General features: G+C 69.4%; 16 protein-coding genes. 8 read left to right on the forward strand and 8 right to left on the reverse strand.

Features of this window, described 5'->3' with window-relative positions:
• The coding region (locus CKO41_RS13160) for a glycine zipper family protein (RefSeq protein WP_338115586.1) at positions 1–484 on the forward strand (484 nt) is incomplete at its 5' end.
• A gap of 379 nt (positions 485–863) precedes the next feature.
• On the opposite strand, the gene CKO41_RS13165 is transcribed toward CKO41_RS13160, so the two are convergent.
• The gene (locus CKO41_RS13165; protein WP_200249913.1) at positions 864–1,865 is read right to left on the reverse strand and encodes a hypothetical protein; all 1,002 of its coding nucleotides are present in this window, start codon (positions 1,863–1,865) and stop codon (positions 864–866) included.
• 261 nt (positions 1,866–2,126) lie between these two features.
• Between CKO41_RS13165 and CKO41_RS13170 the strand changes: the two genes are divergently transcribed.
• Together CKO41_RS13170 and CKO41_RS13175 are read left to right on the forward strand one after the other, a co-directional pair.
• Positions 2,127–2,915 (forward strand): DNA-formamidopyrimidine glycosylase family protein, encoded by a 789-nt coding sequence (locus CKO41_RS13170; protein ID WP_200382627.1) that lies wholly within the window; start codon positions 2,127–2,129, stop codon positions 2,913–2,915.
• Between the two features lie 64 nt (positions 2,916–2,979).
• Positions 2,980–3,684, forward strand: coding sequence for a class I SAM-dependent methyltransferase (locus CKO41_RS13175; protein WP_200382629.1), 705 nt, complete (start codon positions 2,980–2,982; stop codon positions 3,682–3,684).
• A gap of 11 nt (positions 3,685–3,695) precedes the next feature.
• Here CKO41_RS13175 and CKO41_RS13180 read toward each other — a convergent pair whose 3' ends face one another.
• Positions 3,696–4,196 carry a TIGR00645 family protein gene (locus CKO41_RS13180; protein WP_200249916.1) on the reverse strand — a complete coding sequence of 167 codons (501 nt, stop codon included), beginning with the start codon at positions 4,194–4,196 and terminating at the stop codon, positions 3,696–3,698.
• A 307-nt stretch (positions 4,197–4,503) separates the two neighbouring features.
• Between CKO41_RS13180 and CKO41_RS13185 the strand changes: the two genes are divergently transcribed.
• Positions 4,504–6,972 (forward strand): ATP-binding protein, encoded by a 2,469-nt coding sequence (locus tag CKO41_RS13185; protein ID WP_200382631.1) that lies wholly within the window; start codon positions 4,504–4,506, stop codon positions 6,970–6,972.
• Between the two features lie 73 nt (positions 6,973–7,045).
• Here CKO41_RS13185 and CKO41_RS13190 read toward each other — a convergent pair whose 3' ends face one another.
• Both CKO41_RS13190 and CKO41_RS13195 read right to left on the reverse strand, forming a co-directional pair.
• Positions 7,046–7,969 (reverse strand): cyclic-di-GMP receptor FimW-related protein, encoded by a 924-nt coding sequence (locus CKO41_RS13190; RefSeq protein WP_200382633.1) that lies wholly within the window; start codon positions 7,967–7,969, stop codon positions 7,046–7,048.
• A gap of 222 nt (positions 7,970–8,191) precedes the next feature.
• Entirely contained in the window at positions 8,192–9,481 is a 1,290-nt protein-coding gene (locus CKO41_RS13195) for a citrate synthase (protein WP_200382642.1), read from the reverse strand.
• Positions 9,482–9,918: 437 nt separating this feature from the next.
• Here CKO41_RS13195 and gltA point away from each other — a divergent pair, with 437 nt between their 5' ends.
• Entirely contained in the window at positions 9,919–12,255 is a 2,337-nt protein-coding gene (gene gltA, locus CKO41_RS13200) for an NADPH-dependent glutamate synthase (protein WP_200382643.1), read from the forward strand.
• Between the two features lie 534 nt (positions 12,256–12,789).
• Here gltA and dnaE read toward each other — a convergent pair.
• Complete coding sequence (gene dnaE / locus CKO41_RS13205) at positions 12,790–16,398, reverse strand: DNA polymerase III subunit alpha (RefSeq protein ID WP_338115587.1); 3,609 nt, start codon at positions 16,396–16,398, stop codon at positions 12,790–12,792.
• Between the two features lie 612 nt (positions 16,399–17,010).
• Between dnaE and dksA the strand changes: the two genes are divergently transcribed.
• The 3 genes from dksA to petA all read left to right on the forward strand — a co-directional run bounded on the left by dksA (position 17,011) and on the right by petA (position 19,231).
• Positions 17,011–17,445, forward strand: a complete 435-nt coding sequence (gene dksA / locus CKO41_RS18720) for an RNA polymerase-binding protein DksA (protein ID WP_242464316.1) — start codon at positions 17,011–17,013, stop codon at positions 17,443–17,445.
• A 49-nt stretch (positions 17,446–17,494) separates the two neighbouring features.
• Positions 17,495–18,376, forward strand: coding sequence for a tRNA glutamyl-Q(34) synthetase GluQRS (gene gluQRS / locus CKO41_RS13210; protein WP_242464320.1), 882 nt, complete (start codon positions 17,495–17,497; stop codon positions 18,374–18,376).
• A gap of 261 nt (positions 18,377–18,637) precedes the next feature.
• Positions 18,638–19,231 (forward strand): ubiquinol-cytochrome c reductase iron-sulfur subunit, encoded by a 594-nt coding sequence (petA, locus tag CKO41_RS13215; protein ID WP_200249927.1) that lies wholly within the window; start codon positions 18,638–18,640, stop codon positions 19,229–19,231.
• Between the two features lie 79 nt (positions 19,232–19,310).
• Here petA and CKO41_RS13220 read toward each other — a convergent pair whose 3' ends face one another.
• The 3 genes from CKO41_RS13220 to ubiG are packed head-to-tail and all read right to left on the reverse strand — an operon-like array spanning position 19,311 to position 21,659.
• Positions 19,311–20,051 carry an SDR family NAD(P)-dependent oxidoreductase gene (locus CKO41_RS13220; RefSeq protein ID WP_200382645.1) on the reverse strand — a complete coding sequence of 247 codons (741 nt, stop codon included), beginning with the start codon at positions 20,049–20,051 and terminating at the stop codon, positions 19,311–19,313.
• 11 nt (positions 20,052–20,062) lie between these two features.
• Entirely contained in the window at positions 20,063–20,890 is an 828-nt protein-coding gene (locus tag CKO41_RS13225; RefSeq protein WP_200382646.1) for a squalene/phytoene synthase family protein, read from the reverse strand.
• A gap of 46 nt (positions 20,891–20,936) precedes the next feature.
• A complete protein-coding gene (ubiG, locus tag CKO41_RS13230) occupies positions 20,937–21,659 on the reverse strand; it encodes a bifunctional 2-polyprenyl-6-hydroxyphenol methylase/3-demethylubiquinol 3-O-methyltransferase UbiG (RefSeq protein WP_200255562.1) in 723 nt (240 codons plus the stop codon).
• Positions 21,660–21,779 lie beyond the last annotated feature (120 nt).

Raw genomic sequence — 21,779 nt, forward strand, 5'->3', positions numbered from 1 at the left:
AGCAATTCACATCGCCCCCCCGTATTCCTCGCTGACGGCCTCGATCCGAATGAAAAGCCGCCGCCGGGGCGGCATGAGGCCAGCGGTTTTTTTGAATTCAACGGGGTTTTCTTCCAGGCACTATCTAATGAACAAATCCGCGCTCTATGCGGTGGCCGCGGCCCTGCTCTTTGCCGGGGCGAACGGGGCAGTCGCCCAACGCTCGAATGAGGCCATATTGGGCGACACGGTCACTGGGGCCGCGAAGGGCGCGGTCATCGGCGCAATCGCCGGCGATGCTGGTGCGGGTGCGGCCGCCGGGGCTGTCGGCGGCGCGCTCTTCGGCGGCATGCAGCGGCGCACCCCCGATACGCCGGCTGGGGATATGGTCAGCGGCGCCGCCAAGGGCGCGATCGTGGGCGCCATCGCTGGCGACGCTGGCGCCGGGGCCGCGGCCGGCGCGATCGGCGGGGTCCTGTTCGGGCAGATGCGGCGGAGTCGGTGACCATCCCGACTGGGAGGTTTCGCTCGGCTGCGCTGCGAGCCGGGCGGGCCTCATGATTTGGCATCTCGGCATCGCGGTGCGATGCGACGCCACCCATATCGCCAGATAGGCACTGGGCATGATCCCGGAAACGACCGTCGACCGCTTCATCACCGACTCGATTCACCGCAGATGATTCGCGGCTCGAGGCAAGAACCGACTCATCGCAAAGATCCGGGCTGAGATCAGGGCACCTTGAAAGACTCAAGGTGCCTGCGCGGAGCAAGGGGCCTCCGCCATTTTCAGTCGCCTAAGCGACTGGAAATGAAGCGAAGCGGATATCGCATTGTCGCTTCGCGTCTTGAAAAATTGCCCGGATGGCAATTTTTCACGGTCGCCATCAGCGCAGATAACGCTCCGCCGCAGCGACGAAATCCTCGCGGGCCGGCAGATCGGCGGGGCGGATCTCGACCGGCAGCATCACGACCCGCCGTCCGCGGGCGTTGTTCAGCTCACCGAAGACGAGTAGCCGCGCCAAGGGGTCCCGTGCGTCGCGCTGGATGTTCATCCTGTCCAGATGCAGCTGAATCCCCCCGCTCCAGAGTTGATGCTCGGCGTCGCCGAGCAGTTCGGCGACGATGCTCAGATGGTTCGGCAGGACGTCGCGCTCGACCCCGATGGCCGCCAGTTGTTCGGTGATCGCATCGAGCTCGGCCACCAGGGCGGCCGGGTCTGATCGACCCTCCTGCGGCGCCTCGAAGGTCCAACCGCCGCGCTCGAGCGCCTGGAGCTTGCGCCGCAGCAGATCGCGCTGGCGCACGAGGTCGGTCCGCTCGACGCGCGCCTCGGCGATCCGCGTCAGCGCCAGCACGAGCAGATGGTCGAAGGCGCGACGCTTCAGCAGGCGGCGCATCTCCGCCTCGCTCGCGTTCGGATCGAGCAGGCGATGCGCGGTGAAGCTCACGGTCACCTGCGGCACATCGCGCTGCACCTGGTCGCCGACCAGTTCCATGCCGAGGATGTGCCGCTCGACCCGCTCCGCCAGCAGCAGGGCCGTAATCCGCTCGGCACCGCCTCCAGGACCGGACATGAACTCCGCGAGCGCGGCCTCCTGGCTGAAATGTTGCAGCATCTCGTCGGCCGAGCTGAACAAGGCGGCCAGGCGGGGCTCGGCGCCGTGGTCGGCGCGCCCGGCCGGAACGGGCTCGGGGATGGCGTCGACCAGCGCGACTACATGGTCGATTGCGTGGATGACCGGCTCGCGCAACCGCTTGCGATAGCCCGGCAGGAGCCGCAGCCGCGGATCCGTGCCATCGACGGCGCGCTCGATCGCCATCTCGAGGAGCGACTCTGGGTAACGCCCGCGCGATTCGGCCCCGAAAAAGGATTGGAACAGTTTCACGGACGACCTCCTTTCAGCTGCATGACGTTGGGCACGCCGGCGCATGATCCCGATCTGATGTCCGCCATTTCTTGATCGCCTCGGCCGTTGGCCTTATCCCCGAGAGGGTACTCCCCGGCCGACGGGCGGGGCGAACGGCGCCATTTTATTCCCCGGGGTGATACCCCGCCATGTGCGTTAACCTCTACCCTTGCAGGGAGTCGGGGCTGTCGCGCGACGGTATTCTTCGCACAGTGTTCGACACACCGGAGCTTCGTCGGGATGCCCGAGGGCGACACGATACACAAGCTGGCCGCGTACCTGGGTCCGCGGCTCGTCGGGCGGACGATCGCCACCGGCGTCGTGCGAACAGCGACCGTCCAGTCGCTCGCCGGGCGACGGATCGAGGCGGTGTGGGCACTCGGCAAGCACCTGCTGATCGCCCTCGACGACGGGACCCTGCTGCGCAGCCATCTCGGGATGTGGGGGGCCTGGCACCGCTACGGGCGCGACGAGCCCTGGCGGCGGCCGGCGCGCGAGGCGGCGATCGAACTGCGGGTCGAGGATGAGGTCTATGTCTGCTTCGGGCCGCGGGAGGTCGAGCGGCTGCGCGACCAGGGGCTGCGCCATCGCGCGCTCGCGACGCGGCTGGGACCGGACCTGATCGCCAGCGAGGCCGACGAGACGGCGATCGTGCGCCGCGCCCGCGAGCTCCTCGACCCGACGACGCCGCTCGTCGATCTGCTGCTCGACCAGCGGATCGCGGCCGGGATCGGCAACGTCTACAAGTGCGAGGTCCTGTTCCTGGAGCGCCGCCACCCGCTGGCGAGGCTCGGCGCGATCGAGGATGCCGGGATCGCGGCCCTCTACCGCCGCGCGCGGGGGCTCTTGCGCGACAATCTGGGCGGCGGACCGCGGATCACGCGCCGCGTCGCCAACGAGCCCGACGGCCTGTGGGTCTACCGTCGGCGCGGCCGGCCTTGCCACGCCTGCGGGACCGCGCTCGCCTATGCCCGGCTCGGCGCCGACCGACGCGCGACCTACTGGTGCCCGCGCTGCCAGGCGGGCTGAACGACGCCCGCGCCGAGGGACCGCGCCTCGACGCCGTAGCAACCGCTCGCCCCGGAGACCTCAGATGCCCTTCCCCTTCCCTCGCCTCGTCACCTGCGCCCTGCTGGGCCTGCTCTCGATCGGCCTCTCAACGGCGGCGCTGCCGTTGGCCCCCAGCGCCGATCCGGCGATCAACGAGCCGTATCAGGATCCCGACTACGACCGTTGGGTCGAACGTTTCGAACGGCCGGGCCGCGAGGTCTACGATCGACGCCAGGCCATCCTGATGGCCGTCGACCCGCAGCCCGGCATGGACATCGCCGACATCGGCGCCGGCACGGGGCTCTTCACCTGGCTGTTCGCCGAGTCGGTCGGGCCGACCGGCCGCGTCTTCGCCGTCGACATCGCCGAGGGGTTCGTCCGGAACATCGAGCGCACGGCCACCGAGCGCGGGCTCGCGAACGTCGTCGGTGTCGTCAACTCCCAGGTCGATACCGGGTTACCGCCCGAATCGGTCGACCTGGTCTTCCTCTGCGATACCTACCACCACTTCGAGCGGCCAGCGGCGATGCTGGGCTCGATCCATCGGGCGTTACGCCCAGGCGGTCGGCTGATCTTGGTCGACTACGAGCGCATCCCCGGGGAGAGCCCCGCCTGGGTCATGGGCCACGTGCGCGCCGGCAAGGAGGTCTTCGCCGAGGAGATCCGGCAGGCGGGATTCGTCTTCGACGGCGAGGCCGACCTGCTGCGCGAGCACTACCTGCTGCGCTTCCACAAGCCGGCCCGCTGAGGGCCTCGCGGTCAGTGCCCCTTCGTGGCCGATGTGATCCGGTCGAGGACCCCCATCAGGAGGGCCGAGACGACGAAGGTCAGGTGCAGGATCACGTACCAGAGGAGCTTGTCGTTCGGGATCTCGGTCGCGTTCATGAAGATCTTGAGGAGGTGGATCGACGAGATGGCGACGATCGAGGCGGCGACCTTGAGCTTCAGGCTCCCGGCGTCGAGCTTGCCCATCCAGCCGATCTCGGTGTCCTTGCCCTCGACGTCGATCTGCGAGACGAAGTTCTCGTAGCCGGAGAACATCACCATGATGACCAGGCTCGCGACCAGGACCAGATCGATCATCGAGAGGACTGTCAGCACCATATCGGACTCCTTCATGACCCAGATATGGCTGAGGACGTGATAGGCCTCCTGGAAGAACTTGATGGCCAAGGCGATCAGCACCAACGACAGCCCCAGATAGACGGGGGCCAGGATCCAGCGGCTGGCGAACAGCAGCCTCTCGATTAAACGCTCCACGACAAGACACCTCGGAGAATGGGATGGGAAGGGGCGGGTCGGTATTAAAACATGTTCGGGCCAGACCAGCGCGCGCCTCCATGGCACCTCCCAGGATCTCCGACGGGCGCCCGGCGTTCCATGCGGAACCCCCGATCGATCGGCTATAGTTCGAGCGTAGCGATCCGCACCCGCGCACCGCCGCGCGGAACCTGAGGGCGCACCGGCCGGGTCGGCTGCCGGGGGCGCGCCGCCGCGGAGGTAGGTTGCGGAACCTCGCCCCCATGTCCGAGCTGCACCGATCAGGTGAGCAGCAGGAGGTTCGGCCATGCCGCAAGACGCCTCGAAGCCGACCGGATCCCGTCCCGAACCCCAGCCGCCGATCGCCGCGATCCGCGCCGATGCCGCCGATCGCGCGGTGCTGCGTCGCCTGCTCCGAGGCATGCCGCCCGACACAGGCATCGGCTTCGTCGTCGTCCAGGCTCCCAATCCGCGGCACCCGGCCCTGACGGCCGAGCTAATCGGCGCCTTCACGACGCTGCAGGTCGTAGCGGCCGGCGACGGCCTGCCGGTCGCCGCGAATCGCATCCATGTCGTCGCGCCCGACACGGCGGCGACGATCGTCGGTGGCCACCTGCAACTGAGCGCGTCGTCGCCCCTCGGCGCCTCGACGACCGGGATCGACCGGTTCTTCTCCAGCCTCGCCGACGACCGGCGGGGACTGGCGATCGGCGTCCTGCTGTCGGACGCGTGCATCGCCGAGGCTCAGGGAATCGCCCGGATCAAGGCGCGCGGCGGCCTGCTCGTCGCCCAGGCCGGGACGCGCCCGGCCGAGTTCGCAGACCAGGTGTCGGCGGTCGAGGAGATCCCCGCCGCACTCCTCCGACACCTGACTCGCCCCACCCCCCCGGCCGTCGAGGGGCGGCTCGCCGGACTGCTGGAGCAGACCCTCCTCGCGCGCTTCACGCCGGCGGCGCTCCTGATCGACGCGCGCTACCGCATCCTGCATCGTCACGGCCCGGTCGCCGACTACCTCGGCCCCAGCGTCGAGCCGCCCGAGGACGACCTGCTCGGCCGACTCCCCGAGGACTACCGCGAGCGGCTGCGCGCGGTGCTCGATCGAGCACTCGTCGAGGGCATCCCGGCGAGCGCGACCGTCTGCCGGATGGGCCCGGGCACGCGCGGCTGCGCGGTGCAGGTGACGGCGACACCGCTCATCGAGGTCGGCCAGCCCGACCTGGTCCTCGTCACCTTCGCCGACGTCGCCGCCCCGCAGGAGACGGAGCGGCATTGCCGCGCGACCCTCGAGCGCCTCGAGCGCCACTTCGACAGCACCCCGGTCGCCGCCCTCGAGTGGAGCCCCGAGGCCCGCATCCTCGGCTGGTCGCCGGCCGCCGAGCGGATCTTCGGCTGGCGCAAGGCCGAGGTCCTCGGCCGCCCGCTGGAGGCCCTCGACCTCATCGACGAGACGGACCGACCCGCGGTCGCCGCGACCATCGCCGCCCTGCTCGCCGGGTCCGACGCGTGCGGGAAGATCCTCACCCGCAATCGGCGCAAGGACGGTGGCGCGATCTGGTGCGAATGGCACAACTCGGTCCTGCGCGACACCGCCGGCCGACCCGTCTCGGTGCTGTCGCTGGCGATGGACGTCACCGAACGCCAGACGCTGGAGGCGAACCTGCGTCGCCAGGCCGCCCGGTTGGCCGAGGCCGATCGCCGCAAGGACGAGTTCCTATCGATGCTCGGCCACGAGCTGCGCAACCCGCTGGCCCCGATGCGCCACGCCCTCGAGGTGGCAGGGCTGCGTCGCGACGACCCACCGACCACGCAATGGGCGCTGCAGATCATCGACCGTCAGACCCGTCATCTGGGTCGCCTCGTCGATGACCTGCTCGACGTCGCGCGCATCACCCGCGGCGCGATCCAACTGCGGTGCGAACCGATCGACCTGGCAGCGATCGCGCGCGAGACCCTGGAGTCCGCCGGACCCATGATCCGGGCACGCGGGCATCGACTCGAGGACGCGCTGCCAATGAGCCCGCTGCCGATGCGCGGCGATGCCACCCGCCTGACGCAGATCATCGCCAACCTGCTGCACAATGCCTCGAAGTACACGGATGAAGGCGGCACGATCCGTATCGCCCTCGTCGCCGACGGCGGCCAGGCGCGGCTCACGATCGAGGACGACGGCCGCGGCATCGAACCCGATGCCCTCCCCTTCATCTTCGACGCCTTCCGCCAGGGCCGTGGCTCGGCTACCCCGCCGGAGGGCGGCCTCGGCGTCGGTCTGACCCTGGTCAAGCGCCTGGTGGAACTGCACGCCGGCACGGTCGCGGCCGAGAGCGCCGGCCGCGGTCGCGGCAGCCGCTTCGTCGTGACCCTGCCACTCGGACAAGAACCCGCAGCGGCGGTGCCTGCCACCGAGATCCCGACAGACGCGGCGGCGGGCGCGAAGAAGCATGTCCTGATCGTCGACGACAACCCGGAGATCCTCGACGCGTCGCGGAGGCTGCTCGTCGCCCTGGGCCACACCGTCTCGACGGCCGGCAGCGGCCTCGAGGCACTGGAACTCGTGCGGCGCTCGCCGCCCGACGTGGTGTTGCTCGACATCGGGCTCGATGACATCGACGGCATCGAGGTGGCGCGGCGCCTGGCGGAGCTGCCGCAGCGGCCCATGATCCGGGTCGTCGCCCTCTCCGGCTACCCGCCGAACGAGACTCGCCGCGAACGCGGGCTGTTCGACGACTACCTGCTCAAGCCCGCGGGCATGAAGGCGCTCCAGGGGATCCTCAGCTGATCTGAGCCGGGCACTCTCCAGCGGGGGCGGTACGCGATGTCCGTCATGCTCGGGGCGATCGCGACCTCCCGGCTCACCCGGCCACCGAGGGCAGATGATGCGGCAGCGCCGTGCCGCCGCGGGCCAGCAGGTCGAGAAACCCCCGGGCCGGGATCAGGACCCAGCCGCCGAAGGGGTCGTGCAGGATGGCGCTCTCCAGCCGCGGCGGGGCATCCTTCCCCGTCTCGACCAGGATCAGGTCGGTCCGCTCGAGCAGCCCGTCCGGGTCGATCAGCCAGGTCTCGAACGCCCACTGCGAGCACTGGCGCACGAGCGCCGGATCGAGCGGCGGCAGGCCATCCGCCCCACCTCTCGCGGTCTGCGCGAGCCCATCGTAGAACCCGAGCAGCAACAGGGCCTTGTAGGCCGGTTCGAACTGGAAGCCGCGGCGGATGCGCGGCGCGCGCCCAGGCGGCTGTAATCTGACCTCGCTGCGCATCACCAGATAGATGAAGAGGTCGTGCAATGCCCGCCAGGTGCCCGACGGGACCCGTCGCCGGTTCGATCCCGCATAGTAGATCTGACGCCCGAGGGTCTTCATCAGCCGGACCTGGGCCCAGCGGCGCTTCGCATCCCGGCCCTCGACGGCGAGATACCTCGGCCGATCGAGATCGCGCAGGAGCAGTTGGAGATTCTCCACCAGGAGCAGGTAGAGGTGCTGCTCGACCGTCGGGGGCTCCCCATCGGCGTCACTGCCTCGCTCAGCGCCGGCCAGCGGCTTCGGGAGCCTGGCCCTCGCGTGCCTGATCAACGGCCCCAACGGCTCGAGCAGATCGAACCGCTGGAGCGGCGTCAACTCCATGCGGCCGAGCCGCGCCAACTCGCCCAGTATGGCCGGCAAGAGCCGCTTGGAGTCCAGATCGCACAACCCGGCGAAGCGTTCGGCGATCTCGGCGTAGACCTCATCGGGCACCGTCTCGTATCCCGTCCGGGATGCCCTGGTCGTGCCCTCGATCATTCGCTTGTCCTCCTTCCCCATCCGGCGCCCCATCCGGCGCTGGCTTGTCGGTTTACGCGGTACCCTCCCGCCGGCTACCACCACCGGCGATTCCTACGTCGAGGGGTCGGGTCAGGCGTGTGCGGCATTCTACGAAAAAGCACGAGTTGTGCGCAGCGCAACCCGACATTCGGCGCTGGACCGTCAGGTCACGCGGCGAGGCCCGGCCTCGCCAAGGAGGCGTCAGAGGCGCTCGTCCATCGCCACGTACGGCCGCTCGCAATCGCCGACGTAGATCTGCCGCGGCCGAGCGATCCGGCTACCGTCCCCCTGACGCTGCTCCCACCAGTGGGCGATCCAGCCAGGCAGCCGGCCGATCGCGAAGATGACGGTGAACATGTTCGTCGGGATACCGATGGCCCGCAGGATGATACCGCTGTAGAAGTCGACGTTCGGGTAGAGCTGGCGATCGACGAAATAGGGGTCCCGAAGCGCGATCTCCTCGAGGCGCCGCGCGATCTGCAACAGGGGGTCATCCTGACCGAGACGCGCGAGCAGCCGTTCAGCGACCTCGGCCAGCATCCTGGCCCGCGGGTCGAAGTTCTTGTAGACGCGGTGGCCGAAGCCCATCAGACGCACCTTGCTGTCGCGATCCTTGGCGAGGCGCACGTACTCCTCGGCGGTCAGATTGCCGCCGTGGATCTGCTCGAGCATCGTCAGGACCTCGACGTTGGCCCCGCCGTGCAGCGGCCCCCACAGGGCGCAGACACCGGCCGCGCAGGAGGCGAAGAGATTGGCCTGGCTGGAACCCACCATGCGCACCGTCGAGGTCGAGCAGTTCTGCTCGTGGTCGGCGTGCAGGATCAGCACCAGGTTCAGCGCCTCGCAGACCGCCTCGTCGCAGTGCCACTGCACGTAGGGCTGCGAGAAGAGCATGTGCAGGAAATTGGGCACGTAGCGCAGCCGCGGATCCGGGTAGATGAAGGGCAGCCCGCGCGAATGGCGATAGGCATAGGCGGCGATCGTGCGGATCTTGCTGATGAGGCGCGCCGCGGCCATCCGGAAGCGCTCCTGGTCTTCGAGTTCGAAGAGCTCCGGGTGGAAGCACGACAGGGCGTTGATCATCGCCGAGAGGATGGCCATCGGCGGGGCCGAGCGCGGGAAGCCCTCGAAGTGGTGCTTCATGTTCTCGTCGAGGTCGGCCTGGGCGGTCAGGTCGGCGGCGAAGGCCCGGTATTCCTCCCGGGTCGGCAGATGGCCGAAGATCAGCAGCCAGGCCACCTCGACGAAGTTCGGCGCCTCGGCGAACTGCTCGATCGGGATCCCGCGGTAGCGCAGGATGCCCCGATCGCCGTCGATGAAGGTGATGGCGCTCTCGCAGCTGCCGGTGTTGCCGTACCCGGGATCGAGCGTGATGAGACCGCTGCGGGCGCGTAGCTGACGGATGTCGACGGCCCGCTCGCCCTCGCTGCCTTCGATGATCGGAAGATCGTAGTGGGCGTCGCCGACGACCAGGGTGGCCTTCTCGGACATGACCTCGTGCTCGCTGAAGATTGAAGGTTGTAGAACCGCGACTCTAGTCCCGAAACCCCGCCTTGGATAGGGGCCGGAAAGACCCTGAACGATCGCCCGCCGACGGGCTGCGCAACGTCCGAATGGGTGAAAGGGTGCCTCGAACGATTCGAGGTTTCCATGCGGGGCTCGGATGCCCTCCCGTTCCAGTCGCCTAAACGACTGAAAACGAAGTGAGGCGGACATCGCATCTTCGCTGCGCGTCTTCCATCCCAGCCATGAAACCCGCCGCCGTGACGGACGACAGGCGTGCCCGATCGGCCGTCGGCGACCGGGGATTTCCGTCAATGACCACTCGCCAGAAGGTACGACTTTGGTCGGCGCCCCGTCACGGCGGCTTGACGTGCAGGGGTGAAACCTGATACCAAGCCGCCCAGCCCAATGTATTAAGGCCGCCTATGTACACTATTGTCAGACGCCTCGCCTTCTCCGATACCACATTCCTGTGGGAGGTCCAGGCCCCGGATGTCGCGCGCGCGGCCCGTCCGGGCCATTTCGTGATGCTGCGGTTGCATGAGGGTGGCGAGCGCATCCCCCTGACCGTGGCCGACTTCGATCCCGGCCAGGGCACGGTGACGATGGTGATTCAGGCCCTGGGGAAGACGACCCGGGAAATGGCGAAAGGCTATCGCGAGGGCGACTGCTTCGCCGATTTCGTCGGCCCGCTCGGCCGGCCGCAAGAGATCGCCCGGGTAGGCCATGTCGTCCTGGTCGGCGGGGGGCTCGGCGTCGCGCCAGTCTACCCGCAGCTTCGGGCCTTCCGGGAGGCGGGCAACCGGGTCACGGCCATCGTCGGCTTCCGCAGCAAAGGACTGGTCTTCTGGGAAGAGCGATTCCAGGCGCATTGCGACGAGCTGCTCGTCTGCACCGACGACGGCAGCTACGGCAGACCGGGCCTCGTGACCGAGGCGCTTCGGGAGCTCATCGAGCGGGATCGACCGGATCTGGTCGTGGCCATCGGTCCCCTGCCGATGATGCGGGCCTGCGCCGAAACGACGCGGCCCTTCGGCATCGAGACGCGGGTGAGCCTCAACACCATCATGGTGGACGGGACGGGGATGTGTGGTTCCTGTCGCGTGACCGTCGATGGCGAGGTGAAATTCGCCTGTGTCGAAGGCCCGGATTTCGATGGTCACAAGGTCGATTTCGCCGAACTCATGGCCCGGCAAAGGCGCTTCGGCCCGCAAGAGTCCCAGGCGAGCGAGCACTGGGCCCACCGTTGCCACCTCGAACAGCAGCTCTTCGACGAGCAGCGGCGCAACTACAAGAAGATCGCCCAACTCGCACCGCACCAAGTGCCCATGCCCGAGCGCAACGCCGCCGAGCGCGCCGGCAACTTCGAAGAGGTGAACCTCGGCTACACCCTCGACATGGCGCTGGCGGAGGCCGAGCGCTGCATCCAGTGCGGCCGGCCCAAATGCATCGCCGGCTGTCCGGTGCAGGTCGATATCCCCCGCTTCATGCGCCACCTGCTGGTGCGCGACCTCGAGGGGGCGGCGGCCGTGATCCGCGAGGCCAATGCCTTCCCCTCCATCTGCGGACGCGTCTGCCCGCAGGAGGCGCAGTGCGAGGCCCACTGCATCATCGGGAGCAAGGTCGAGCCCGTCGCGATCGGCCGTCTCGAACGATTCGTCGGCGACCATGTGCCCCCAGTGCCGATCAATCCGACGCAGCGCGACACGAGGCTCGGCAAGGTCGCCATCTGCGGATCGGGGCCGGCCGGCCTTGCCGCCGCGGCCGATCTGACGAAATACGGTTGCGACGTCACCATCTTCGAGGCGCTGCACGTCGTCGGCGGTGTGCTGCGCTACGGCATCCCCGCCTTCCGCCTGCCTCGGGAAACCATCGATCGCGAGGTGCAGCAACTGCTCGATCAGGGGGTCAAGATCGAGACCAACAAGGTCATCGGCAAGACCTTCACCGTGCCTCAACTGCTCGATGAGAAGGGGTTCGACGCCGTCTTCCTCGGCGTCGGTGCCGGTGCCCCGCGACTCCTCGGCATTCCCGGCGAGAGCGCCGCCACCGTCTACAGCGCCAACGAGTTCCTCGCCCGCATCAATCTCATGGGCGGCAATCAGTTCCCCGGTGTCGACACCCCGGTGCGCTGCGGCCGGAGCATCGTGGTGGTCGGGGCCGGCAACACCGCCATGGACTGCCTACGCGTCGCCAAGCGTCTCGGCGCACCCAAGGTGGTCTGCGTCTATCGCCGCTCCGAGGCCGAGGCCCCGGCCCGCGTCGAGGAGCTCCGGCATGCGCGAGAGGAAGGCATCGAGTTCCTCTTTCTCCATACGCCGATCGCCGTACGCGTCGATTCGGACGGCGACGTGTGCGGCATGACCGTCGAACGGATGGAACTCGGGGAACCTGACGGCCGCGGGCGCCGCCAACCGGTCCCCACCGGCGAGCGGTTCGATATCGAGTGCGATACCGTGATCTCGGCGCTCGGCACCAGGGCCAATCCGCTCGTCACCGAATCCACCCCGGATCTCGCCCTCGACCAGCAGGGCTACATCGTCGCGGACGACGGCGCGTCGAGTGCGACCCAGGCGACCAACCTCCCCGGGGTCTTCGCGGGCGGGGATATCGTGACCGGGGGAGCGACCGTCATCCTGGCGATGGGGGCGGGACGTCGCGCCGCCAAGTCGATCGCGGCCTACCTCGGGCTCGGGAAGAAGTGGCCAGTCACGGCGGATGACGTCGCCGCCTTCACGCAGCCGGCCGACCACCTGCAGTAAGAAGCGCGGACAGACCCTGAGGTACCCCGGATAAGAGGCCTAAACCGCCGTGGCGTAGGTCGACTGGCCGACGGAGGCCGGCTCTCGCAATCCGAGCCATCTCGCCGTCGCGCGGCTGACTGGGAGCGCCGGCTTTCTAGCCGGCTCGTCGCCGTCGCGGCTCGATGCCGCGTTGGCGGCGTCTGGGCCGGTAGAAGGCCACGTGCAGAGCGGCCATCCAGCGGCGCCTATCGGTGATCTCCTGGCTCCAGCGCCGAAGGTCGCGCGCCGGGGTCATCGAGCCCCCGCGCGCGAAGCCGGCTGAAAGCCGGCGCTCCCAGTTCGTACCGACTCGCCGTCGCGGCCGATTTTGTGGGATACCTCAGGGACAAACCACCTTTTTCAGACACTCGCGGCCAGTGCGCTCGATGGGGACATTGAAGACGCGAAGCCAAAATGCGGTTTCCGCTTCGCTCCATTTTCAGTCGGTTAGGCGACTGAAAATGGCGGGGCATTCTTGCCCCGCGCGGGCACCTTGAATTCTTCAAGGTGCCCCTATGGCGCTTCTCGAACTGCCGAATACCTGGCCTCTTCCGGTGTCGGCGCGCGGTCAAACGGCCCGCCGTGGTCGGCGGGCGTCGCAGCGGGGGGCAGGCCGGGCAACCGCTCGTAGCTCACCCGCACCCGGTCGGGTCCGAGGAGCTGGCGCAGGCGTTTGAGCAGGGCGTCGCTCGGCATCACCCGCCAGTCACGGCCGAGGATGAACCGCCCGCGAGCGCCCGGGCAGCGATAGTCGAGGCAGACCGCGAGGCCCTCGCCGCGGAAGGCGGCCAGGGCCTCGCGCAGTTCGGCGAGCCGCGCGTCGCCGCGCCGGTGCTCGGCCGGGTCGCTGAGATCCAGGGTCAGTTCCAGGTGGTCCGCGAGCGTGACCCGCGCCTCCTCGAGGGTCTGGACCTCGTCGGCGCGCAGCGACCAGCTGTCGCGGTATTCGTCGAAGCTCATCGTGCCGGTCACCGCGAGGATCGCGTCGGGGACGAGGCGGTCGCGCACGCGCTCGTAGAGCTCGGCAAAGCAGGTCGCCTCGATCCGCCCAGTGCGGTCATCGAGCAGGACGGTGCCGAGGCGCCCGCGCTGGGTCTTGGCCTGGCGCACGTTGACGACGAGGCCGACGACGGTGCGCCGCTCGCGATCGCCGCGGCCGCGTTCGGTGTCGATCAGGGCACCGATGCGGCAGCGGGTCATAGCGGTGATCTCGGCCTCGTAGCGGTCGATCGGGTGGCCGGTCAGGTAGAGGCCGAGGGTCTCCTTCTCACCGTGGAGGACCTGCTCCTCCTCCCACTCGTCCTGGACGGTCTGCACCAGTTGAGGGTCCGGCTCGGGGGCGGTCGTGCCGCCGACGACCCCGAACAGATCGCCCTGGCCGACGGCCTGGGTCTCGTGCTGTTGCTCGGCGAGCTTCAGCGCGAGCGGCAACTGGGTCATCAGGGTCGCGCGGTTGGCCCCGAGGGCATCGCAGGCACCGGCGCGGATCAGCGCCTCCAGGACCCGGCGGTTGGCCTTCTGCAGGTCGATGCGCCGGCACAGGTCCCACAGGTCGCGGAAGGCCCCGTCGCGACGCCGCCCGGCGAGGATCGCCTCGATGGCCGCCTCCCCGACCCCCTTGATGGCGCCGATCCCGTAGACGACGGTGCCCGCGCCGGCGGTCGTGAACCGGTAGTCGGAGCGATTGACGCACGGCGGAATCACGGTGAGGCCCATCGCCCGGCACTCGTCGATCAGGCCGACCACCTTGTCGGTGTTGTCCATGTCGGCGCTCAGGACGGCGGCCATGAAGGCGGCCGGATGGTTGGCCTTGAGCCAGAGGGTCTGGTAGGAGACCAGCGCGTAGGCGGCCGAGTGCGACTTGTTGAAGCCGTAGCCGGCGAACTTCTCCATCAGGTCGAAGATGTAGGTCGCCGTCTCGGCGGCCACGCCGCGGGCGACCGCGCCCTGTTCGAAGATGGCGCGCTGCTTGTCCATCTCCTCGGCCTTCTTCTTGCCCATCGCCCGGCGCAGCAGGTCGGCGCCGCCGAGCGTGTAGCCGGCCAGCACCTGGGCGATCTGCATGACCTGTTCCTGGTAGAGGATCACGCCGTAGGTGGGCTTGAGGATCGGCTCCAGGTCCGGGTGCGGATAGGCGACCGCCGCCTCGCCGTGCTTGCGGGCGATGAAGTCGTCGACCATGCCCGATTGCAGCGGACCCGGTCGGAACAGGGCGACGAGGGCCGTCATGTCCTCGAAGCTGTCGGGCTTGAGCTTCTTGATCAGCTCCTTCATGCCGCGCGATTCGAGCTGGAAGACGGCGGTGGTCTCGCAGCGCTTGAGGAGCGCGAAGGCCTGCGCGTCCGCCGGGTCGATCAGGGCGATGTCGATCGGCGCCTCGCCGCGCTCCGTCCGCTCGGCGTTGATGGTCTTCAGCGCCCAGTCGATGATGGTCAGCGTGCGCAGGCCGAGGAAGTCGAACTTGACGAGGCCGACCTGTTCGACGTCGTCCTTGTCGTATTGGGTGACTAGGTTGGCCCCGCCCGGCTCGCAGTAGAGCGGCGCGAAGTCGGTCAGCTCGGTCGGCGCGATGACCACGCCGCCGGCGTGCTTGCCGGCGTTGCGCGCCAGGCCCTCGAGCTTGCGCGCCAGATCGATGATCCCGCGCACCTCCTCGTCCTCGGCATAGGCGGTCTTCAGGTCCTCGCTCTCGGCGAGCGCCTTCTCCAGCGTCATGCCGAGTTCGAAGGGCACCATCTTGGCGACCTTGTCGACGAAGCCGTAGGGGTGGCCGAGGACCCGGCCGACGTCGCGCACCACCGCCTTGGCCGCCATCGTGCCGAAGGTGATGATCTGCGAGACCGCCTGGCGGCCGTAGCGCTGTGCAACATAGTCGATGACGCGGTCGCGGCCCTCCATGCAGAAGTCGATGTCGAAGTCCGGCATCGACACCCGCTCGGGGTTGAGGAAGCGCTCGAACAGGAGGTCGTGTTCGATCGGGTCGAGATCCGTGATCTTGAGCGCGTAGGCGACCAGCGAGCCGGCCCCGGAGCCGCGCCCCGGGCCGACCGGGATGCCATTGTCCTTGGCCCACTCGATGAAGTCGGCGACGATCAGGAAGTAGCCGGGGAAGCCCATCTGGTTGATGACCTTCAGCTCCAGCTCGAGACGCTCGTCGTAGACCCGACGACGCTCGGCGAAGTCCGCCGCCGTGCGGTCGAAGGTCCGCCCCAGGCGCCACTCCAGGCCGGCGCGCGAGCGCTCGGCGAAGAACTGCTCGATCGTCGTCTCCGGCGGTACCGGGAAGGCCGGCAGGAAGCTCTGGCCGAGGCGCAACTCCAGATTGCAGCGCTTGGCGATCTCGAGGCTGTTCTCCAGGGCCTCGGGGAGATCGGCGAACAGCTCGGCCATCTCCTGCGGCGTCCGCAGGAACTGCTCGGGGCTGTAGTCCCGTGGCCGACGCGGATCGCCGAGGGTGCGCCCCTCGTGGATGCAGACGCGCGCCTCGTGGGCCTCGAAATCCTCGGCGAGGAGAAAGCGCACATCGTTGGTCGCGACCACCGGCACACCCTTGGCGCCGGCCAGATCGACGGCCGCGGCCAGATACTCGGCCTCACCGGGCCGCCCGGTACGGGTCAGCTCCAGATAGTAGCGATCGCCGAAGGCCCCGAGCCAATCATCGAGCCGGTGCTCGGCCGCGTCGCGCCGCCCCCCCGCGAGTGCCCGCGCCACATCGCCCTCGACGCCGCCCGACAGCGCGATCAGCCCCCCGGCGGCCTCGACGACCCAGGCCGGGCGCACCTGCGGCAGGCCCAGGTGCTGACCCTCGAGGTAGCCGCGCGAGATCAGCCGCATCAGGTTGCGGTAGCCCTGCTCGTTCTGGACCAAGAGCACGAGACGGTGCGGCTTGTTGGTGTCCTGCGCGTTGGCGAGCCACAACTCGGCCCCGGCGACCGGCTTGATTCCGGCCGCGAGCGCCGCGCGGTAGAAGCGCACCAGGGCGAAGAGGTTGCCCAGGTCCGTGACGGCGACGGCCGGCATGCCGGCCTGGGCGACGGCCTTGACGAGCGGCTTGATGCGGATCAGGCCGTCGACGAGGGAGTACTCGGAGTGCAGATGCAGATGGGTGAATTGGTGATCCACGGCCAGGCCAGTCAGGAAGGGGCGCCACGGGCCGCGCCAATCTCGGCACGGCTCGATTCGTGGGCGAGCGGCGCACGGGCCGTATCGGCGGTCCGGGGCATCCGGACCGGCCGGCCCGCGTCGATGCCGGAACTCTATCACAGCTGCGGCACCCCGGACCCCGAGCACCGAAGCGGACCCATTCCGAACGACGAGGGCATGCCGACGCGGCGGCATACCGGCGGCCGCCGCATCGCCGGCCGTCGGGTTACGCCCCGAGGGGCTCACCCGATCTACGCGGCCCCGCCACATGATGCGACGTAGTCGGGTTAGGCGCGCTGGCAACGCGGTCGCTGCGGACGACAAGGCTCGCGCGCCGTAACCCGACACCGGCCTCGGCGGGCGCCGCGTGGCCGGGCGACACCGACTGGATTCCCCCGTGCAGCGGGCCTCCACGGCATGCCACGCGACGAGGATCGACCGTCAACCCTTCAACCAGCCAACCTAGCGGCGGCCACTCGGACCGACAAAGCAGTTGCCAAGGCCGAAGGCATTTGTTATGAAGCGCTGCCTTTTTGTGTCGGTGACCGCAGCCGGCGGCGCCGTGAGACTCGAATCTCTAGGAGGAAACCAATGGCGGAAACGGAACAGCAGGGTGCCAAGGCGTTCGGCATCGCGCCCTATGGCCCCGAGAAGGACGAGGAGTACATGAATCCCCGTCAGGAGGAGCACTTCCGTCAGATCCTCCTGGCCTGGAAGCGGAGCCTGATGGAAGAGGTCGACCGGACCCTGCACCACATGCAGGACGACGCGACCAACTTCCCCGATCCCAATGACCGCGCGACCCAGGAGTCCGAGTTCAGCCTGGAGCTGCGCACCCGCGACCGCGAACGCAAGCTGATCAAGAAGATCGACGAGGCCCTGAAACGGCTCGAGGACCATGAGTACGGCTACTGCGAGGCCTGCGGCATCGAGATCGGCGTCCGCCGCCTCGAGGCCCGACCGACCGCGACCCTCTGCATCGACTGCAAGACCCTCGACGAGATCCGCGAGCGCCAACACGGCTGACGCACCCGCGGGCTATCGCGGCCGCTTCGCCCCGTCACCGACGGGGCCGCTGCACTTCGGCTCGCTGGTCGCCGCCCTGGCGAGCTTCCTGGACGCCCGACGGCGCGGCGGCGAGTGGTTGGTGCGGATCGAAGACCTCGATCCGCCACGCACCGTCGCCGGCGCGGCCGACCGCCAGCTCGCGACCCTGGAGGCCCTCGGCCTGCGCTGGGACGGCCCAGTCCTGTACCAGAGCACCCGCACCGCGGCCTACGCCGCGGCCCTCGACGCCCTGATCGCGCGGGGCCTCGTCTACCCCTGCGGGTGCAGCCGCAAGGAGATCGCCGCGCACGGTCTCGCCGGCCTCGAGGGTCCGCGCTATCCCGGGACCTGCCGCGACGGCCTGCCACCGGGCCGCGCACCGCGCGCTTGGCGCTTCGCGACCCGGCCTGGCCCGATCGACTTCGTCGACCGGATCCAGGGTCCGCGCCATCAAGACCTCGCCAACGCCATCGGAGACTTCGTCGTGCGCCGCGCCGACGGGATCCACGCCTATCAGCTCGCGGTCGTCGTCGACGACGCCTGGCAGGGCATCACGAACGTCGTGCGCGGCGCCGACCTGATCGATTCGACCCCGCGCCAGATCGCCCTCCAGCAGGCCCTGGGCCTGTCGACACCGACCTATGCCCACGTCCCGCTCGTCGTCGACGGCGCCGGGCGCAAGCTCAGCAAGTCCGACGCCGCCCAGCCGGTCGATCCCCGCGACCCGCTGCCGGCGCTGCTGCGCGCCTGGGCCTTCCTCGGCCAGGCCCCGCTCGAGCCACGCCCGGCGAGCGCGGCCGAACTATTGGAACGGGCCGTGGCCGGCTGGGACATCGCCCGCGTCCCCAGACGGCCCCGCCGGCTCGGGCCACTGGCAGGCGAATCGAGCCCCAGCGCACGCGCTCGCTGAGCGCGGACCACGACGCCGCGTCCCGAACCGATTGACAAATATCAGGGTAATTTGGTGGGAAAAGGTAAGAATAGACGCGAACAACGGAGTCCAGAGACCGGCGCCGATCGCCCCACCATCCCATGATCGGGAGACCGATCGCCGTCGGGTCCCGCAGACGCGGAACGACTCCCTCACCCGAACGTGTCACCCTGCCGCAGGGTATAGCCGTCGCGACTCCTGTGCGCCGGCTGGGCGACCTCGGCCGGCGGAGAACCAACGATGCAAGCACAATTGAACAAGACGCGGCGACGCCTCCTCGTCGCCGCGACGAGCCTGGTCGGCGCCGCCGGTGTCGGCTACGCGCTCGTCCCGTTCGTCTCGGCGATGAACCCAAGCGCCAAGGCCCGCGCGGCCGGCGCCCCGGTGCGCGCCGATATCAGCAAGCTCGAGCCGGGCGCGTTGCTGCGCGTGGAGTGGCGCGGCCAGCCGATCTGGATCGTGCACCGCACCCAGGCGATGCTCGAGGCGCTGCCGAGCCTCGATCCCAAGCTCGTCGACCCGGGCTCCGCGGTGCCGCAGCAGCCGGAGTACTGCCAGAACCCGACGCGCTCGATCAAGCCCGAGTACCTGGTGGCGATCGGCATCTGCACCCACCTGGGCTGCTCGCCGACCTACCGGCCCGAGGTGGCCCCCGATGACCTCGGCGCGGACTGGAAGGGCGGCTTCTTCTGTCCCTGTCACGGCTCGCGCTTCGACCTGGCCGGGCGGGTGTACAAGGGTGTGCCAGCCCCGACCAACCTGGTGATCCCGAAATACACCTACCTCGACGACACGACCCTCCTCATCGGCGAGGACGGCCAGGGCAACGCCTGAGGGCTCTCGCGGCCAAGGCGCCGCCGATCGCCCGCAAGCGGGCTCCTCACAACCACCAAGCGCCGCCGCGCCGGCCGCGTCAGAAGGCCTGGCCCGTGACCCCGCGGCTGTCGGGCCCGAGCAGATAGAGATAGCGGTTCGCGATACCCTCGGCCTCGGGCAACTGGTGCGGATCCTCGCCCGGGTAGAGGTGCAGCCGCAGACCGCTGCGCACGACGCCCGGATCCAGGCTGTTGACGCGCATCTGACCGCCTTCGCTCGTCTCCTCGGCGAGCGCCTGCATCAGTCCCTCGATCCCGAACTTGGCCGCCGCATAGGCACCCCAGTAGGCCCGTGCGCGGCGCCCGACGCGATCGGCCGTGAAGACGACCGCCGGATCGACGGCCTCGCGCAAGAGCGGCAGGCAGGCCCTTGTCAGCAGGAAGGGTGCGGTCAGATTGACCCGCAGGACGGTATCCCAGTCGTTGCCACCATAGTCGTCGATGCGGCTCAGATAGGGCGCGTAGGCGGCGCAGTGCACGAGCCCGTCGAGACGGCCGAACTCTTGGCCCAGGGTGTCGGCGATGCCGAAGAACTCCGCCTCGCTCGCCTCCGCGAGGTCGAGCGGCAGGATCGCCGGCTGCGGATGCCCGGCGGCCTCGATCCGATCGTAGACGGGCTCGAGGGCCGAGAGGTCGCGATCGGAGAGGACCACGGTCGCCCCGTGGGCGGCGGCGGCCAGGGCGACGGCACGGCCGATCGTGTCGGCCACGCCCGTGACCAGGATCACGCGGTCGGTCAGCAGGTCGGCCGGCGGCACATAGCTGGCGATGTCGGACATGGACGGGCTCCTCACTGGGGGGCGGCAGGCCGGCGGCGGCTCTCGCGCCAGGCATGCCAGAGCTTGTTCAACGGGGTCAAGGCGATGCGGGCATCGATGACGTCGGCATCGGGGGCGGTCAGTTCGGCGAGCAGCCGCTGGGCGAGGCGCGCCCGGATGCGCAGACAGGCCGGCAGGTCGGCCGCCGCGATCAGGGCGCCATGGTCGCGTGTCTCGGCGGCGGCCGCGGCGACGAGCGGCACGAGCCGGCCGCGCGCCCCGGCGGTGGCGAGTGTGGCGCCGAGCAGACCGGCCGCGGCGAGCCGGTCGCGGGCGAAGACCGGCCGCCCGGCGCGCAGGCGTCGACCGGCGTCGCGCAGCCGCTCGACCTGGCCGCAGAAGCCCCCGAGGCGGCGCACCCGGGCCAGGCGATCGGCATCGACGAGGCCGTGGCAGCGCGCGTGCAACTCGAAGAGGGCCCCGAGGTCACCCTCCTCCTCGGCCTCCAGCGCAGGCCGGTCGGCCGGTTCATGGCGACGGATCTCGGCCTCGGCGCGCGCGGCGATCGCAAGGAAGGGCGCCGCCGGCAGCCGGTGACGGACGAGCACCGGCGCCAGGGCGCAGGTCAACGGGTGGCGCGGCGCGCCGGCCAGCGTCCGATCGAACTCCTCGCGCCACCAGTCGAGCTTGCGCAACGCGACCACAGGGTCCGAGACGGTGTCCGGGATCGCGGCGATCTCGTGGCGCCAGCCGGCGAGCCGGGCCAGGTCGTCGCGCAGCCCGGACGGGGCGAAGCGGATGCTGTAGTAGACCGAGGAACCCGGCGGGGTCGCCCGGCCCGGAAAGCGCCACTCGTCCAATCAGGCCACCCGCGCCGACACCACTGTGGGCGCCGGACCCAAGGCCTCAGACATCCCCGTCCAGGCGGCAGGTCGCCAGGTAGTTCACGTCCAGCTTCTCGCCCTGGGCCAGGCGGTACTCGCCGGTCAACGGGTGATAGGTCATGCCGGTCAGGTCGGTCAGGCGCAGGCCGGCCGCGCGGATCCAGGCCCCGAGCTCGGCCGGGCGGATGAAGCGGGCGTAGTCGTGGGTGCCCTTCGGCAGCATCCCGAGGACGTACTCGGCCCCGACGATGGCCATCAGATAGGACTTCGGATTGCGGTTCAGCGTCGAGAAGAAGACCAGGCCACCCGGGCGCACCAGGCGGGCGCAGGCGGCCACGACGGCGGCCGGGTCCGGCACGTGCTCGAGCATCTCCATGCAGGTGACGACGTCGAAGCTGGCCGGCCGCTCGGCGGCCAGGACCTCGACCGGCACGCGCCGATAGGTCACCTCGACACCCGTCTCCAGCGTGTGCAGCTCGGCGACCCGCAGCGGCATCTCGCCCATGTCGATCCCGGTGACCCGCGCCCCGCGCAGGGCCATCGCCTCGGACAGGAGCCCCCCACCACAGCCGACGTCGAGCACCTCCTTGCCTTGGAGCGACACGGCCCGCTCGATGTAGTCGAGGCGCAGCGGGTTGATCTCGTGCAGGGTCTTGAACTCGCTGTGCGGGTCCCACCAGCGCGAGGCGAGCTGCTCGAATTTGCGGATTTCGGTCTGGTCGACGTTGTGGGCGGTCTCGGTCATGGCGTTCTCGGCGGCCTGCGCGGTACCGGCGGCACTGGCAGAGCCGGATAGGTAGGTGACTCGGCGGATCAAGGCGCAATTCTAACCGATCGACTCGGCCTTTCGGCAATCCGGGCGCGG

The organism is Thiococcus pfennigii, from assembly GCF_016583835.1.
GTDB classification, from domain to species: Bacteria; Pseudomonadota; Gammaproteobacteria; order Chromatiales; family Chromatiaceae; genus Thiococcus; species Thiococcus pfennigii.

Bases quoted from the DNA above. Each gene is read 5' to 3' on its own strand.
- CKO41_RS13175 (WP_200382629.1), top strand. From the start codon at position 2,980: ATGCCCTTCCCCTTCCCTCGCCTCGTCACCTGCGCCCTGCTGGGCCTG.
- CKO41_RS13190 (WP_200382633.1), bottom strand. From the start codon at position 7,969: ATGATCGAGGGCACGACCAGGGCATCCCGGACGGGATACGAGACGGTG.
- CKO41_RS13170 (WP_200382627.1), top strand. From the start codon at position 2,127: ATGCCCGAGGGCGACACGATACACAAGCTGGCCGCGTACCTGGGTCCG.
- ubiG (WP_200255562.1), bottom strand. From the start codon at position 21,659: ATGACCGAGACCGCCCACAACGTCGACCAGACCGAAATCCGCAAATTC.
- dksA (WP_242464316.1), top strand. From the start codon at position 17,011: ATGGCGGAAACGGAACAGCAGGGTGCCAAGGCGTTCGGCATCGCGCCC.
- petA (WP_200249927.1), top strand. From the start codon at position 18,638: ATGCAAGCACAATTGAACAAGACGCGGCGACGCCTCCTCGTCGCCGCG.
- gltA (WP_200382643.1), top strand. From the start codon at position 9,919: ATGTACACTATTGTCAGACGCCTCGCCTTCTCCGATACCACATTCCTG.
- CKO41_RS13195 (WP_200382642.1), bottom strand. From the start codon at position 9,481: ATGTCCGAGAAGGCCACCCTGGTCGTCGGCGACGCCCACTACGATCTT.
- CKO41_RS13185 (WP_200382631.1), top strand. From the start codon at position 4,504: ATGCCGCAAGACGCCTCGAAGCCGACCGGATCCCGTCCCGAACCCCAG.
- CKO41_RS13220 (WP_200382645.1), bottom strand. From the start codon at position 20,051: ATGTCCGACATCGCCAGCTATGTGCCGCCGGCCGACCTGCTGACCGAC.